This window comes from Micrococcus sp. GPGPB33 (assembly GCF_037853785.1).
Classification (GTDB): domain Bacteria; phylum Actinomycetota; class Actinomycetes; order Actinomycetales; family Micrococcaceae; genus Micrococcus; species Micrococcus luteus.
In genome coordinates, this window is sequence record NZ_JAQMWO010000002.1 from 2306607 (window position 1) to 2321225 (window position 14619).

The 14619-nt window shown below is 74.7% G+C and carries 12 protein-coding genes and 1 pseudogene; all 13 read right to left on the reverse strand.

All coding sequences use genetic code 11. The features are described from left to right. Positions 1-32: 32 nt before the first annotated feature. A complete protein-coding gene (locus tag POD19_RS10945) occupies positions 33-1019 on the reverse strand; it encodes a Gfo/Idh/MocA family protein (protein ID WP_144818369.1) in 987 nt (328 codons plus the stop codon). After that, entirely contained in the window at positions 1016-2119 is a 1104-nt protein-coding gene (locus POD19_RS10950) for a DegT/DnrJ/EryC1/StrS family aminotransferase (RefSeq protein ID WP_144818367.1), read from the reverse strand. Before POD19_RS10950 ends, POD19_RS10945 begins: the two co-directional genes overlap by 4 nt. Then, the gene (locus POD19_RS10955; RefSeq protein ID WP_144818365.1) at positions 2112-2735 is read right to left on the reverse strand and encodes an acyltransferase; all 624 of its coding nucleotides are present in this window, start codon (positions 2733-2735) and stop codon (positions 2112-2114) included. The genes POD19_RS10950 and POD19_RS10955 overlap by 8 nt, the downstream gene beginning before the upstream one ends. Then, positions 2732-4042 carry a nucleotide sugar dehydrogenase gene (locus POD19_RS10960; protein ID WP_144818363.1) on the reverse strand — a complete coding sequence of 437 codons (1311 nt, stop codon included), beginning with the start codon at positions 4040-4042 and terminating at the stop codon, positions 2732-2734. Before POD19_RS10960 ends, POD19_RS10955 begins: the two co-directional genes overlap by 4 nt. 112 nt (positions 4043-4154) lie before the next feature. After that, positions 4155-5960 (reverse strand): glycosyltransferase family 4 protein, encoded by a 1806-nt coding sequence (locus POD19_RS10965; RefSeq protein ID WP_144818361.1) that lies wholly within the window; start codon positions 5958-5960, stop codon positions 4155-4157. Positions 5961-6009: 49 nt separating this feature from the next. Then, on the reverse strand, positions 6010-7266 hold the full coding sequence (gene wecC / locus POD19_RS10970) for a UDP-N-acetyl-D-mannosamine dehydrogenase (RefSeq protein WP_144818359.1): 1257 nt from the start codon (positions 7264-7266) through the stop codon (positions 6010-6012). Positions 7267-7358: 92 nt separating this feature from the next. Further along, a complete protein-coding gene (locus tag POD19_RS10975) occupies positions 7359-9299 on the reverse strand; it encodes a glycosyltransferase (RefSeq protein ID WP_340309469.1) in 1941 nt (646 codons plus the stop codon). A gap of 249 nt (positions 9300-9548) precedes the next feature. Further along, a complete protein-coding gene (locus POD19_RS10980; RefSeq protein WP_144818355.1) occupies positions 9549-10319 on the reverse strand; it encodes a hypothetical protein in 771 nt (256 codons plus the stop codon). 82 nt (positions 10320-10401) lie between these two features. Further along, positions 10402-11298 carry a glycosyltransferase gene (locus POD19_RS10985; RefSeq protein WP_340309470.1) on the reverse strand — a complete coding sequence of 299 codons (897 nt, stop codon included), beginning with the start codon at positions 11296-11298 and terminating at the stop codon, positions 10402-10404. Between the two features lie 264 nt (positions 11299-11562). Then, the gene (locus tag POD19_RS10990) at positions 11563-12708 is read right to left on the reverse strand and encodes an LCP family protein (protein ID WP_144818351.1); all 1146 of its coding nucleotides are present in this window, start codon (positions 12706-12708) and stop codon (positions 11563-11565) included. A 50-nt stretch (positions 12709-12758) separates the two neighbouring features. After that, entirely contained in the window at positions 12759-13676 is a 918-nt protein-coding gene (gene mutM / locus POD19_RS10995; RefSeq protein WP_144818349.1) for a bifunctional DNA-formamidopyrimidine glycosylase/DNA-(apurinic or apyrimidinic site) lyase, read from the reverse strand. A 4-nt stretch (positions 13677-13680) separates the two neighbouring features. Then, positions 13681-13986: a putative dsRNA-binding protein gene (locus tag POD19_RS13050; protein WP_445299767.1), complete on the reverse strand. Its 306-nt coding sequence runs from the start codon at positions 13984-13986 to the stop codon at positions 13681-13683. Between the two features lie 21 nt (positions 13987-14007). Further along, positions 14008-14618: pseudogene (gene rpmF, locus POD19_RS13055) on the reverse strand (50S ribosomal protein L32); the annotation flags it as partial. Position 14619 lies beyond the last annotated feature (1 nt).

Consider the following 14619-nt stretch of genomic DNA (forward strand, 5'->3'; position numbering starts at 1 on the left):
ACCTCGGGCCTCCTTCCGGAACCAAGATCCGCTCACAGCTCAATCCTCCCGCCCTCGGATGCCGAACGCAGCAACGCCTCCGCCACCCTCAAGGTGGCCAGCCCCTCCGCCATGGACACGTGCTCCTGCCGGACGCCGAGGATCGCGTCGCGGAACGCCTCGTGCTCGGTGTGCAGCGGCTCGGGCTTCTCGATGGCCAGACGGGTGACGTCCCCCTCGGAGACGCCACGGAACGCCGACACCGCGTCCCAGCGCGTGCGGACCGATCCGTTGGCCTGGAAGGTCAGGTCCGCGTGCACGGTGTCCGCCACGAACGCGCCGAGCTCACCGGTGACGACGGTCTGGCGGATCTTCACGGGCGAGAGCCAGTTGACGACGTGGCTCGTGATGACCCCGCACTCGAGGCGGCCGCTGGCGACCACCATGTCCTCGTGCTCACGGCCGGAGTTGGTCATGGTCTCCGCGGCCACGCGCGTGAACGGGCTGTCCGCCAGCCACGCGGTCAGGTCGATGTCGTGCGTGCCGAGGTCCTTGACGACCCCGACGTCGGCGATGCGGGCGGGGAAGCCGCCCTGACGCACGGTCGTGATCTGCAGGACCCGGCCCAGCTCACCGGCCTGGATCCGCCGACGCATCTCCTGAAGGGCGGGGTTGAAGCGTTCGATGTGGCCCACGGCGCCGACGAGGCCGGCCTCGTCGAAAGCGCGGACCAGGCGGCCGCCGGCCTCGGTGCTGTGCGCGATGGGCTTCTCGACCATCACGTGCACGCCGGCCTCGGCCAGGGCCATGCCGACCTCCTCGTGCAGACCGGTCGGGACCGCGCACATGACGGCGTCCACGCCATGGTCGATGAGCCCCTGGACCGAGTCGTAGAGGGGCAGGTCCCCCGCCACGCCGTGCGGATCACCCATCGCGTCGGCGACGGCGACCAGCTCGGTGCCCTCGATGGAGCGCATCACGCGGGCGTGGTGGCGTCCCATCATGCCCAGGCCGATCAGTCCGGTGCGCAGCACGCTCATGCGGCGGCCTCCGCCACCACGGTGTTGACGGCCTCGACCACGTGCGTGACGTCCGCGTCCGTCAGGGACGGGTGGACCGGAATGGAGAACACGGTGGACGCGGCCACGCGGGTGTTCGGCAGGTCCGCCTCGACGCCGAAGGAGGGCAGCTCATTGGTGGGCACCGGATAGTAGACCCCCGTGCCGACCCCGAACTCGTCCTTCAGGCGGGCGAGCACGTCCGCCCGCTTCCCGGCCAGCTCCTCGGGCAGGCGGACCGTGTACTGGTGGTACACGTGCTCGGCGCCCTCGAGCACCGTCGGCACGGTGACCCCGCGCAGCTCGGCGTCGAAGCGGGCGGCGATCTCCTGCCGGCGCCGCGTCCACGCGCCGACCTTGGTCAGCTGCACCCGGCCGATGGCCGCGTGGATGTCCGTCATGCGGTTGTTGAAGCCCACGAGCTCATTGCGGTACTGGACCTCCATGCCCTGGTTGCGCAGCAGGCGCAGGCGACGGGCGACGTCCTCCTCCCCCACGGAGACCATGCCGCCCTCACCCGAGGTCATGTTCTTGGTCGGGTAGAGGCTGAACATGCCCCACACCCCGAAGGTGCCCACGGGGCGCCCCTTCCAGCGGGCGCCGTGCGCCTGCGCCGCATCCTCGAACAGCTGGAGGCCGTGCTCGCGGCAGATCGCCTCGAGCTCGTCCATGCGGGCCGGGTGGCCGTACAGGTGCACCGGCATGACGGCGGCGGTCCGCTCCGTCACCTTGGCGCGCACGTCCTGGGGGTCGAGGGTGTACGTGTCGAGGTCCACGTCGGCGAAGACCGGGGTCGCACCCGTGAGGGCGACCGCGTTGCCGGTCGCGGCGAACGTGAACGCGGGGACGATGACCTCGTCGCCGGGGCCGATGCCCGAGGCCAGCAGGCCAAGGTGCAGCCCGGAGGTGCCGGAGTTGACGGCCACGCAGGCCCGGCCGTCCACCATCGCGGCACCGAACTCCTCCTCGAAGGCCGCGACCTCGGGGCCCTGCGCCACCATGCCGGAGCGCAGGACGCGGTCCACGGCCGCACGCTCCTCGTCGCCGATGAGCGGCTTCGCCGCCGGGATGAACTCAGCCATGGTTCTCCTCCTCCTGCGCGGGCTTGGCCGGGCGCAGCGCCCCGTCCCGCTCGATGAACGTCTCGCCGGTGTCCGGGCACACCCAGACGCCGTCCTTCTCCTCCAGCCGGCGGCCTGTGCGGCCGACCCAGCCGATGCGCTTCGCGGGCACTCCGGCCACGAGGCCGAAGTCCGGCACGTCGCGCGTGACGACGGAACCGGCGGCCACCAGCGCCCACTCGCCGATGCGCACCGGCGCGACGCACACCGAGCGCGCGCCGATCGCGGCGCCGTCGCCGATGTCGACGCCCACGGCCTCCCAGTCGTCCCCGGACTTCTGCGACAGGTCCGGGTTGACCGCGCGGGGGTAGGTGTCGTTGGTCAGGACGACGCCGGGTCCGATGAAGACGCCGCGGCCCAGACGGGCCGGCTCGTAGACGAGGGCGAGGTTCTGGACCTTGCAGTCGTCGCCGAGCTCCACCCCGGTGCCGATGTAGGCCGCGCGACCGACGATGCAGCGCTCGCCGAGGCGGGCCTGCTCACGGACCTGCGCGAGGTGCCAGACCTTGGTGCCGTCGCCGAGGACGGCGTCCTCGGCGACGTCGGCCGAGGCGGCGGTGAAGACGTTCCCGCTCATCGGGCGGCCTCGGCGTCCTGCGGCAGGCCGATGACTCGACGGGTCACTCCCGACCAGGCGTCGGCGTCGGTGACGTTGCGGCCGTCCACGAAGGTGCGCACGCCCGGCAGGTCGGCCGGGGTGAGGGCGCGGTACTCGGCGTGGTCCGTCTGCAGGATCGCGGCGTCGACCTCGGAGCCGGAGGAGTGCGGGGTGAAGCCCAGCGCGGTGAGCTCCTCGTCCGAGTACATCGGGTCGTCCACGGTGACCTCGGCGCCGCGGGTGCGCAGCGCGCCCACGGTGGCGAACACGCCGGAGAACGCGGTCTCCTTCACGCCGCCGCGGTAGGCGGCGCCCAGCACGACGACGCGCTGACCGGCGAGGTCGCCGTGCGCCTCGGCGAGCAGGTCCACGGCGAAGTCCGGCATCGAGGCGTTCACAGCGCGCGCGGTGCGGACGATGTCCGCGGCCGGGTCGTTCCACAGGTACAGGCGCGGGTACACGGGGATGCAGTGACCGCCCACGGCGATGCCGGGCCGGTGGATGTGGCTGTAGGGCTGGGAGTTCGAGGCCTCGATCACCTGGTAGATGTCGATGCCGTTCGCGCCGGCGTAGCGGGCGAACTCGTTCGCCAGGCCGATGTTGACGTCCCGGTAGGTGGTCTCGGCGAGCTTGGCCATCTCGGAGGCCTCTGCGGAGCCGAGGTCCCACACGCCGTTGGGCCGGGACAGGTCAGGACGCTCGTCGAAGTCCAGCACGGCCTCGTAGAACTCGCGGGCGCGCTCGGCGCCGGCCGCCGACAGGCCGCCGATCAGCTTCGGGTAGCGGCGCAGGTCCTCGAACACGCGGCCGGTGAGCACGCGCTCCGGGGAGAACACGAGGTGGAAGTCCTCCCCCTCGGTCAGGCCCGAGCCCTCCTCCAGCATCGGCTTCCACCGGGTGCGGGTGGTGCCCACGGGCAGCGTGGTCTCGTAGGAGACGAGGGTGCCCGGGGTCAGGTGCTTCGCCAGCTCCGTGGTGGCGCCGTCCATCCAGCCGAAGTCGGGGCGGGCCTCCTCGTCCACGAAGAGCGGCACGACGAGCACGACGGCGTCGGCCCCCGGGACGGCGTCGCCGTAGTCGGTGGTGGCGCGCAGGCGGCCGTCGGCCACCGCGGACGAGAGCTTCTCCTGGAGGCGGGCCTCGCCCGGGAAGGGCTCGGTCCCCGCGTTGACCAGGTCCACGACGGCGGCGTTGACATCTACGCCGACCACCTCGTGTCCCTTGCTTGCGAACTGCACGGCCAGCGGCAGGCCGATCTTGCCCAGGGCGACGACGGCGATCTTCATGCGGGTCCAGTCTTCCTTCCGTGCACGGGCCCCACGCGGCGAGCGTCGGGCGGGCGTCGAGGAGGCCTCCGGAATACGAGAGTGCGGGAGGCCCGGCGCCAGCGTCACTGTATCAGCGCGGGTGGACGCCGAGCCGGTCGTAGAGCGCTCGATAGCGACGCGCGTTGGCCTCCCAGGTGCGCGTCTGCAGGGCCCAGTCCCGGCCGGCCGCGCCGAGGCGCGCCCGCTCGGCCGGGTCCTCCGCGAGCCAGTCGAGGGCGGTGGCCAGCGCGGCGGGATCCTCCGCGGGGACGAGCAGACCGGTCCGCCCGTCCTCGACGAGCTCGGCCAGGGCCGGCAGGTCCGAGGCGACGACGGGCCGGCCGGTGGCCGAGGCCTCGACGGTCTTCATCGGCGTCACCGCGCGGGTGACGGGCAGGTCCCGGCGCGGGACCGTGAACACGTCCAGGGCGGCGTGGTGCAGGCGCGCATCCTCGCGGTCGACCCGCCCGGGGAAGGCGCACAGCTCCGCGATGCCGAGCTCCGCGGCCAGGGCCTGCAGCCCGGGACGGGCGACGCCGTCGCCGGCGATGTGCACGCGCAGTCCGGGACGGTGCGGGGCCAGCCGCGCGGCGGCGCGCAGCAGGGTGTCCAGGCCCTCATAGTCCACGATGCTCGAGACGGTGCCCACCACGAAGGCGTCGGTCGGCAGGTCCCAGCCCAGCCGGGCGCGTGCCTCGTCCCGATCCGCCGGCTCGGCGACGAAGGCCGGGCCCACGGCGTTGGGGCAGAGCACGACGGCGTCCTCGGCCACCCCGGCCGCGACCAGGCGGTCGCGCATGCCCGCCCCGAGCGTCACGACCCCGTCGGCGCGGCGGGCGGCCTCGGCCTCCCGCTCCTGGAAGAGCCGGTACCGTTCCGAGGCCAGGGCCTGGGGCCCGCGCACCGCCGCCCACGTGTCCGCGAGCTGCCCGCGGACCTCGTAGACCCACGGGATCCCGAAGGCCCGCGCCACAGCCTCGACCGCGAGCGCGTTCACGAAGTGCGTGGTGGTGTGCAGCAGGGCGGGCCGGTGTCGACGCACGTGCTCGGCCAGCAGCACGGCGTGCTGCTGGATGCGGGCGGCCTGGCCCTGGGCGAGCCGGGCCGGCAGCAGCCGGGCGTAGCCGATCCCGTCCACGACGTCCCGCTGGGCCGCCCAGGGCACGCCGATCTGCACGGGGTAGCCCGGCCGCGTGACGGCGGCGACATCGAAGCCCTCGTCCCGCAGGGAGGTGAGGATCGCGTGGCTGCGCTGGGCGTACCCCGACCCGGTGTGGGGCAGGGAGTTGGTCAGCACGTGGAGCACTCGCCCGGGGACCGGGCGGTAGCCGGGTTCGGTCGGCACGGTCGGGGCGACCCCGCGGAACGCGTCCCGCTCCCCCGCCATGCGGCGGGCGAGATGACGGTTGCGGGGATGCCGCGCGGCGAGCGCGGCCGCGCCGCCCAGGTCGCCGCGGTGCGCCGCCAGGCGTGCGGCGGCGGCCGTCCACGCCGCGCCGCGCCGCTTCTCCGGCACGCTGCCGAGCAGCGTCTCGGCGATGTCGGGCCGGCCCATGCCGAGGGCTGCGTCGGCCCGGTGGACCAGCCCGCGGACGTTCCCCGCCCCCGGACGGGACGCGCGGACGGGCCGACCGGCCTCGTCCACGCCGAGGGCGGCCAGGGCCGCCGCGCGCTCGCCCCGCATCTCGTGGCCGAGTGCGGGCACGACACCGTTCCGGCCCAGGCGGGTGAGGATGCCGGCCGCCCCGCCCGCCGCCGCGGGCGGCAGCCGACGGGAGACCTGCAGGGCCAGCAGCACCGGATCGTCCGTCACGTGCTCGCGGACGGTCTGGGCGGTCAGGGCCAGGGACCGCAGCAGCGGGCGGCGGGATGGCGCGGGGCGCTCGCGTGCGGTCATCGGTGCGGGCTCCTGTCGGCGGGGCGGGCGGGGCGCGGGCCGCGGAAGGTCAGAGGGACGGGTCGGTGCGCCACTGGCCGCGCGTGTCGATCACGCGCTTGTCGGCCACGCGGTCGCCGAGGTCGGCGAAGGCGGAATGGTCCACCAGCAGCACCACGATGTCGGCGGCCTCGAGGGCCTCGTCGACCGCGACCAGGCGCACGTTGTCCTTGCCCTGCAGCGCGGCCGGCAGCTCCGTCACGTGCGGCTCGACCACGAGCACGTCGGACCCGGAGAACTGGCCCGCCAGCTCGGCCGCGATGTTCAGGGCCGGGGATTCGCGCAGGTCGTCGATGTTCGGCTTGAAGGCCAGGCCGAGGGCGGCGACGACCGGAGCGCGGCCGGTGGCCTGCTGGACGTCGAAGGCCGCGGCCTTGACCTGGTCGATGACCCACTGGGGCTTGCCGTCGTTGATCTCCCGGGCCGCGCGGATCAGCCGGGCGGTCTGCGGGGCGGCGTCCACGATGAACCACGGGTCCACGGCGATGCAGTGGCCGCCCACGCCGGGGCCCGGCTGCAGGATGTTCACGCGGGGGTGGTGGTTGGCGAGCTCGATGAGCTCCCACACGTCGATGCCCTGCTCGGCGCAGATCACGGACAGCTCGTTGGCGAAGGCGATGTTGACGTCGCGGAAGGAGTTCTCCACGAGCTTGGCCATCTCCGCGGTGCGGGTGTCCGTCAGCAGGATCTCGCCCTCGCAGAACGTGCGGTAGAGGTCGCGGGCCCGCTCGGCCGCGCGCCGGGTCGAGCCACCGACGATCCGGTCGTTGGTCACGAGCTCGACCATCACGCGACCCGGGAGCACCCGCTCGGGGCAGTGGGCGAAGTCCAGCTCGGCCTCGCGCAGCTCAGGACGCTCGGCGAAGATCACCTCGGCCATGTGCTCGGTGGCGCCGGGGGGCGAGGTGGACTCGAGGATGACGAGCTCGTCGCCGGTCAGCTGCGGGGCCAGGCCGCGGGCGGCGGCCTCGATGTAGCCCAGGTCCGGGGAGTGTCCGTCATTGAACGGGGTCGGCACGGCGACGATGTAGGCGTCCGCCGCCGGCGTCGTCGTCGAGGCGCTGAGCAGGCCCTTCTCGACGCCGCGCGCGACGAACCCGGCCAGGTCCGGCTCCACGAAGGGCACCGTGCCCGCATTCACGGCGTCCACCGTGCGGTCCGAGACGTCCACGCCGAGCACCTTCACGCCGTTCTCGGCGAGGATGGCGGCGGTGGGCAGGCCGATGTAGCCCAGGCCGATGACGGCGACGGTCTCGATCTTCTTCACGGGGTCTCCTCGGTGGGGAATGGTCCACGACGGCCCCGGCACCGGCGGGCGGGGGCGGACGCGTCCACCCTACCGCCGACGCCCGGCCTGCTTCAGTCCAGCCCGAGCGCCTCGCGCCACAGGCCGGCCACGACGCGCTCATCGTACGAGCGCACCCGGTCCCGGGCCAGGGCCGAGAGCGCGTCCCACCGCGCGTCGTCGGCGGTCGCCTCCAGCACCCGCCGCGCCGCGGCGTCGGTGTCGTCGAGCACGAACTCCTCGCCGAACACGCCCCTCGCGCCGGGCCGGTCCCAGACGAGCGGGACCGCGCCCGAGACCATGCCCTCGGCGGGCGCGAGGTGGAAGCTCTCGGTGGTGGACGGCGAGAGCACCCAGCCGATCTTCGTCAGCCACGAGCCCATGTCCGCCCCGAAGGGCTCGAAGGCGACGGCCTCGCGCAGCGGGCCGGCGCCGAGGCGGGCGAACAGGTCGAGGTAGCCCTCGCGCTGGAGGGGCTTGCGCCACTCGTGCGGGTACTCCCACGGCATGCGGCCGCGCACGTGCAGGGTGAACCGTTCGTCATGGGCGCGCAGGACCTCCAACAGGTCCACGGCCCGGTCCAGGCGCTTGCGCAACGGCACCACGCCGACGAGGCCGAGCCGGAACCCGCGACCGGGCAGGCCGGGACGGTCCAGGTCTGCAATGGACACGGCGTTGGGGATCACCGAGACCCGCGCGGGGTCGATGGGCAGGTGCTCGCGGACCAGATCCCGGTACAGATCGGAGACGGTCACGAGGCGGTCCACGGCGTCGGTCTCGAGCGCGGAGAGCCAGCCGCCGCGCAGCTCGAACATGTGCAGGCGGACCACGAGCCGCTGGCCGGGCCGCTTGTGGCGGGCGTACCAGACGGCGTTGGGGCCCGCCCACTCGCACACGACAACGTCGGCCCACTCGACGAGGCGGCGTGAGGCGGCCTCGTCGTGGCGGTGCAGGCCCTGCCAGTGGTCGATGCGCAACTCGACGCCCGAGTCGTCCCGCAGCAGGTCGACGAGCTCCCCCGCGAACTTCAGGTCGTGGCCGGCCAGGACCACGCGGGTGCGTGACCCGCCGCGGGCGGGCCGTCGGTCGAGCAGACCGAGCCGGTCCATGACGCGCGTCAGGGCGCGTGCGCGCGCGGTCATGCGGTAGGGGGCGGCGGCCTCGACGACGCGCTGCGAGAGGGCCGGCAGGTCGTGGCGGGCGGCCGCGATGCGGGCGGCCACATCGCGGGCCGAGTCCCTCACCCCGTCCACGAACAGGGGGTAGTCGGCCCCCAGCAGCTCCTCATGCGCCACGGTCCGGTTCAGGAGCGGCGGCACTCCGACCGCGCAGCTCTCCAGCACCTTCGTGGAGATCTCGAGCGAGAGGTCCAGGGCGGGGGCGCGCCAGCCCAGAGAGACGTCCGCGGCCGCGGTGCGGGCCATGGACTCCTCGCGGGAGAGCGCTCCGGTCCACTCGAAGTCGGGCCGGTCCGCCTCGAGGCGGGAGCGCATCGCCGCAGCCCAGCCGGGCCGGTCCCGCTCGGGGTGGACCTTGTCCCCCACCATCGTGAGCGTGGCCGGGACACCGGCCTCGTGGAGGGCGGTCAGCACGTCCGGCATGAGGTCGGTGCGCCAGTCGTGGGCGAACTTGCCCGTGTACACGAGCCGCACCGGGCCGTCGGCGGGCACCTCGGCCCGTTCGGCCGGAGCGAGCGCGTCCGGCACCATCGGCGAGAGCAGCTCGGTGCGCCCGGCGGCGGCCGGGACCATCGCCTCGAGCACGGCGCGGGCCTGGGGCGTCTGGGCCAGCATCAGACGGCTCGCCGCGGCAATGCGGCCGAGCTCCTCGACGCGCCCGGCCGGGAAGCCGTCCTCCACGTAGCCGTACTCGGTCACGTAGGACCACAGCCGCCCCGGGAAGGCACCGCGGTCGGCGAGCTCGAGGCAGGCGTGGATGCCGCGCACGAGCACCACGTCGTACCGGGACTCGTCGTCCCGGCGGGCCAGCACATCCGCGGCACGGGAGGGGGTCATCCCCCTGCCCGGCCGCCGGCTCGGCGGGGAGCACGCGCACCCCCGTCAGGGCGCGCAGCGCAGCGGTGAGCAGGTCCCGGCGTTCGACGGCCTTGAGCTGGACGTCCACGCTCGCACCCGTGCGGGCGAGGGTCTCCGCCAACGAGGGCAGCCACGTGGCGGAGCCGTCGATGACGTTCAGGTCGACGTCGCCGTAGAGCAGGACGCGCACGTCGGCGGCGTCGGTCAGGCGGTCGGGGTGGTGCGTGTTCATGCGCTCTCCTCCGGGCAGGCAGCGAGGACGTCGGCGATCCCCTGGGGCGCGTCGCCCGGGTCCTCGGTGAAGTGCAACGGCGTCCGGCCCGCGCCGGCCTCGACGACGATGACGTCCTCGGCGTGCAGCAGGGCGAGGGCCCCGAGCCGGTGCTGGTGACGGCCCCGGGAGAGCACCCAGACGGTGACCCCGCGCGCGGCGGCCGCGCTCACGGCACCCCGCAGCTCGAGGTAGAGGGCCGCGCCGGCGGCGTCGAGGGCCCCGGCCCACGGCCCGTCCACGCCGTCCACGTCCACGACGACGGCCTCCACGCGTTCGGCCACCGCGGCCGCGGTGCCCGGCACGAGCGGCACGACGCGGTGCCCGGCGGCCGCGAGGGCCGCGCGCACGTCCGGGGCGGCGACGACGCCGACAGCGCGCCCGCCCTGCTCGGTGCGGGACGTGTCGGCCAGGCCCAGGGCCCGCTCGAGACGGGCCGCGGCCTCCGGATCGGCGCCGACGGCGGCCGCACCGCGGCCGGTGAGGGAGGCGCTGCCGGGGCGGGTGCGGGCCGGCCCGCCCGCCAGGCCCAGGGCGTCGGCCGGGCGGGCGTGCGCCGGAGGGGCGCCCCAGCGGATGCCGAACACGCCGCGGACCTCCTCGGCCACCTGCGGCGGCAGCCTGCGCAGCAGCGCGCCTCCGGTGCGGCGCACCCGATGGCGCTGTTCGGGCGGCAGCAGGCGAGCGCCCGCGCGCGCGACCCGACGGATGGACTTCCCAGCTGGCATCAGAACTGTTCCTCGGTGTCCCGGTGGAGTGCACCCGGCCGGGTGCGGCGGCGTCAACCCTAGCAAGGGGCCGACGTCGGGCTCAGCGACCGGCGACGCGGCGCAGCAGTCGCTCGTAGCGGCGGGCCACGGCCGGCAGGTCGGCGTGGCGGCGCACCCAGTCGCGTCCGCCCGCGCCGACGTCGGTGCGGTGCGGGTCGTCCGCGAGCGCCGTCAGGTGCCGCACCAGGTCGTCCACGTCCGGGCCGATGACCTCGGCGCCGCCGGCCGCCTCGAGGGTGCGGGCGGCCTCCCCCGTCACCAGGCCCGTGACGTGCCGGCCGACGGCGAGCACCTCGTAGGTCTTGGAGGGCACGGTGTGCCGGAAGCTCGGCCAGTCGGGACGCAGGGCCACCACCAGCGTGTCCGCCCACGCGTACTGCTCGGCGACGGCGGCGCCGTGGACGGGTCCGAGGATCTCGGCCGGCGAGCCGAGCTCGGCGTTGCGGGCCTCCAGCGCCGGACGCCGGGTCCCCTCCCCGACCAGTCGGACGCGCACCCCCGGCCGGGTGCGACGCAGCGTCGCCGCGGCGTCGACGAGCCGCTCGAGCCCCTGGCTCTCGCCCATGTTGCCCAGATACAGCACGTGGAGCTCACCGGCGGCCCGCTCCCGCCGGGGCGCCACCGCCAGGCGGGCCAGGTCCACGCCGTTGCCCAGGGTGCGGACCACCCGCACCCCGCGCCCGCGCAGCGTCTCCGCGAAGCCGTCCGTGACGGTCACCACGAGTCGGGCCGCGCGCTGGCCGCCGGTCACGACGCGTTCCATCGCGGCGCCCAGCAGGCCCTGGTGGACCCCGGCCTCGTGGGCGAGATCCGGCCAGGCGTCGCGCATCTCCAGCACGAGGGGACGGCGCCAGAGGCGGGAGAGCACGACGCCGGGCACCACCACGGGCAGGGCAGGCACGGTGGCCACCACCACGTCCGGGCGTCGGGTGGCCATCCCACGCGGGATGGCGAGCAGCGCGTGCACCACCGCCTCGGCGAAGCGGCCGTTGCGGCCGGCCTCCCCAGGGGCAGGCGAGGCGTGGGCAGGACACGTTCGCCGTCGGGCCCGGCGAAGGGGCGCACACCCCCGGGCGCGACGACGTCGACGTCCCAGCCCGCCGACCGCAGCGCCGCCACGACCGCGCCCCAGCGACGCGCGGGCGGGGTGCGCTCGGGCCGGTAGGAGTGGGAGACCAGCAGGAGGCGGGGGCGGCGCGGCTCAGTCGTCACAGGGGTCCTCCCCGAGGGCGGGTGCGGGCGTGGTGCCGGTCAGCAGGGTCAGCACGGGGGCGGGCCCGCCGGCGGCCTGGGCCTTCTTCTCCTTCTTGGGCTCGTGCTCGTCGACATAGCGCTGGACGTCGTCGTCGGCGAGGGCGGAGCGCAGGTCCGCCAGCTTGTCCTCGTCGAGCTCGACGATGGCGTCGCCGTTCGGCCCCTCCGCGAAGCCCTTGCGAGGCACCGTGAACATCTCGACGTCCTCGCCGCGGACGTCGCGCAGCTGCCACGCGAGCGAGGCGATCACGCCGGACGTGAGCCCCTCGTCCACACCGAGGTGGTCGGAGAACGTGGCGACGACCTCGGTGGTGCGGGCGGGATTGCCCAGGATCTGCGGGCTGAGGAAGCGGTCCATCGCCCCGGCCAGGTAACGCTGCTGGTTCTTCACGCGGGTGACGTCGCCGTCGTCGAAGGCGTGCCGTTCGCGCACGTAGCGCAGGGCGGCGGTGTCCTGCAGCAGGATGTGTCCGCGCGGGTAGTACGAGGGGTTGGCCTGACCGGAGGAGAAGGCCTGCGGGTTGCAGACCTCGACGCCGCCCAGCGCGTTCGTCACGCCCCGGAAGCCCTGGAAGTCGACCTCGAGGACGTGGTGGATCGGCACTCCCAGCAGCAGCTCCACCGTGTCCACGGCGAGGGTGTAGCCGCCCGTGTCGAAGGCCGAGTTGATCTTCGCCTCGCCGTGGCCGGGCACGGTGACCCACGAATCCCGCAGCACGGACATGACGTAGACCTGGCGTCGGTCTGCGGGGATGTGCACGAGCATCATGGTGTCCGAGCGCTGGCCCATGTCCTGTTCGCCCTCGCCCTCGCGGGAGTCGGAGCCCAGGACGAGCACGTTCAGCGGGCCGTTGCCGGCCGCCTGCTCGAGCGCCCCCACGTCCACCGTCTGCCGGTGGTCGTCGAAGGTGCGCCCGAGCGAGCCCGCGTACCAGGCACCCAGACCGAGCAGCGCCGCGAGCAGGACGGCGAGCACGCCGACGACCCACGGCCAGCGCCGGCGGCGCCGCGCGACCGGCGGGGCGTCGTCGCGCGGGGACTCGGGACGCGGCAGGGGCTCGGACGTCCAGGACGCGGCCGGGGGATGGCTCACTCGTGTCTCCTGCTCGAGGTCGGGGGTCAGCCCAGTCTACGGACGCCCCGTCAGGCGTCGGCCGCCGCGGCCCGGCGACGGCGCGGCCTGGGCTGGCAGCGCGGGCACAGATGGCTCGCACGGTTCATGAACGGCTCGCGGACGATGCGGGAGTCGACCCCCTCGGCGGCGCAGCGGCGACACGGCTGCCCTGTGCGCCCGTAGGCCGCCAGGGAGCGGGCGAAGTAGCCCGATCGCCCGTCCACGTTGACGTAGAGCGCGTCGAAGCTCGTGCCCCCCACCTCCAGGGCCCGGCGCATCACGTCCTGGACGGCCGCCATGAGGCGCAACGTGTCCGCCCGGCGCATGCGCTCGGTCGGGCGCTCGGGGTGCATCCGGACGCCCCACAGGGCCTCGTCCGCGTAGATGTTGCCGATCCCGGAGACCAGCGACTGGTCCAGCAGCGCGCGCTTGAGGGTGGAGCGGCGCCGCGCCAGGCGCGCGTGCACGGCCGCGGGGTCGAACAGGGGGTGCAGCGGGTCCAGGGCGATGTGGGCGGCGGTGGTGGGGATCCGCTCGCCGCCGGCGGCGTCGTCGGGCCGCAGCGCGTCGAGCCACCAGCCGCCGAAGATCCGCTGGTCCACGAACCTCAGCTCGCGGGCGGAGCCGTCCTCGGCGGTGACGGGCAGGCGCAGACGCAGGTGTCGCTGGTCGGCGGCCCCCGGTTCGTCCACGCGGATCTGCCCGCTCATCCCCAGGTGCACGACGACGGCGTCGTCGCCCTCCGCCAGGGGCAGCCAGAGGAACTTGCCGCGGCGAGCCGGCTCGGCCAGCCGGGCGCCGCGCAGCCGCTCCCGGAGGGCGTCCGCACCGCCGGGGCTGCGACGCAGCGAGCGGGGGTCGAGGACCTCGAGCTCCGCGGCGACGGCGTCCGTGGCCCACCGGGCCAGGCCGCGCCGGACGACCTCGGCCTCGGGCAGCTCGGGCACGACCTCAGTGCCCCGCGGTCGGCAGGCCCGCCTCGAGGGCGGGCCAGGAGGCGGCCGCGGCGTCCCGCTCGGCCTGCTTCTTGGAGCTGGCGACGGCGGAGCCGTACTCGCGCTCGCCGACGACGAGGGTGGCCCGGTAGCGGGGGTCGTGCGCGGGGCCCTGACCCTCGATCGCGTAGCGGACGGCGCCGAGACCGTGGCGGCTGGCGGCCTCGGCCACGACCGTCTTCCAGTCGGTGCTCTCGCGCAGCAGGTCCGGCTCGTCCAGCAGCGGCACCACGTGGCGGTGCACGAGTGCGGCCGCGGCCACGGCCCCGTGGTCCACGTAGACGGCGCCGATGAGCGCCTCGAGGGTGTCGGCGAGGATCGAGTCCTTGTCCGCCCCGCCGGTGCGGCGCTCCCCGTGCCCAGGCGCACGAACGGGCCGATGCCGATCCGGCGCGCCACCTTCGCCAGGGCACGCGTGGACACGACGGCGGCCCGGCGGCGCGCGAGGTCGCCCTCGGCCAGGTCCGGGTACACCGTGAAGATGTGGTCGGTGACCACGTAGCCCAGCACCGAGTCCCCGAGGAACTCGAGGCGCTCGTTGGTGGGCAGCCCGCCCTGCTCGTAGGCGAACGAGCGGTGCGTCAGAGCGCGTTCGAGCGTCCCGGCGGTGATGTGCACGCCGAGACGCTCGAACAGCTCTTCTGGCTCGGGCGCGGGCTCAGGCCCGCGGCGAGCCGACGGGGACGCCATCTCAGGCGTCGGCGACCTTGCGGCCCTTGTACTCGAAGAACAGGGGGTGCCGGCGGCGTCGGTCTTCAGCTCGGCCTGGTGGGGCAGGCGGTACGAGACGCGACCGTTCTCGACGGACTTCACCAGGGCGGGCGCGGTGGCCTTCCACTGCGACCGGCGGGCACGGGTGTTGGCACGGGACATCTTCCGCTTCGGGACTGCCACG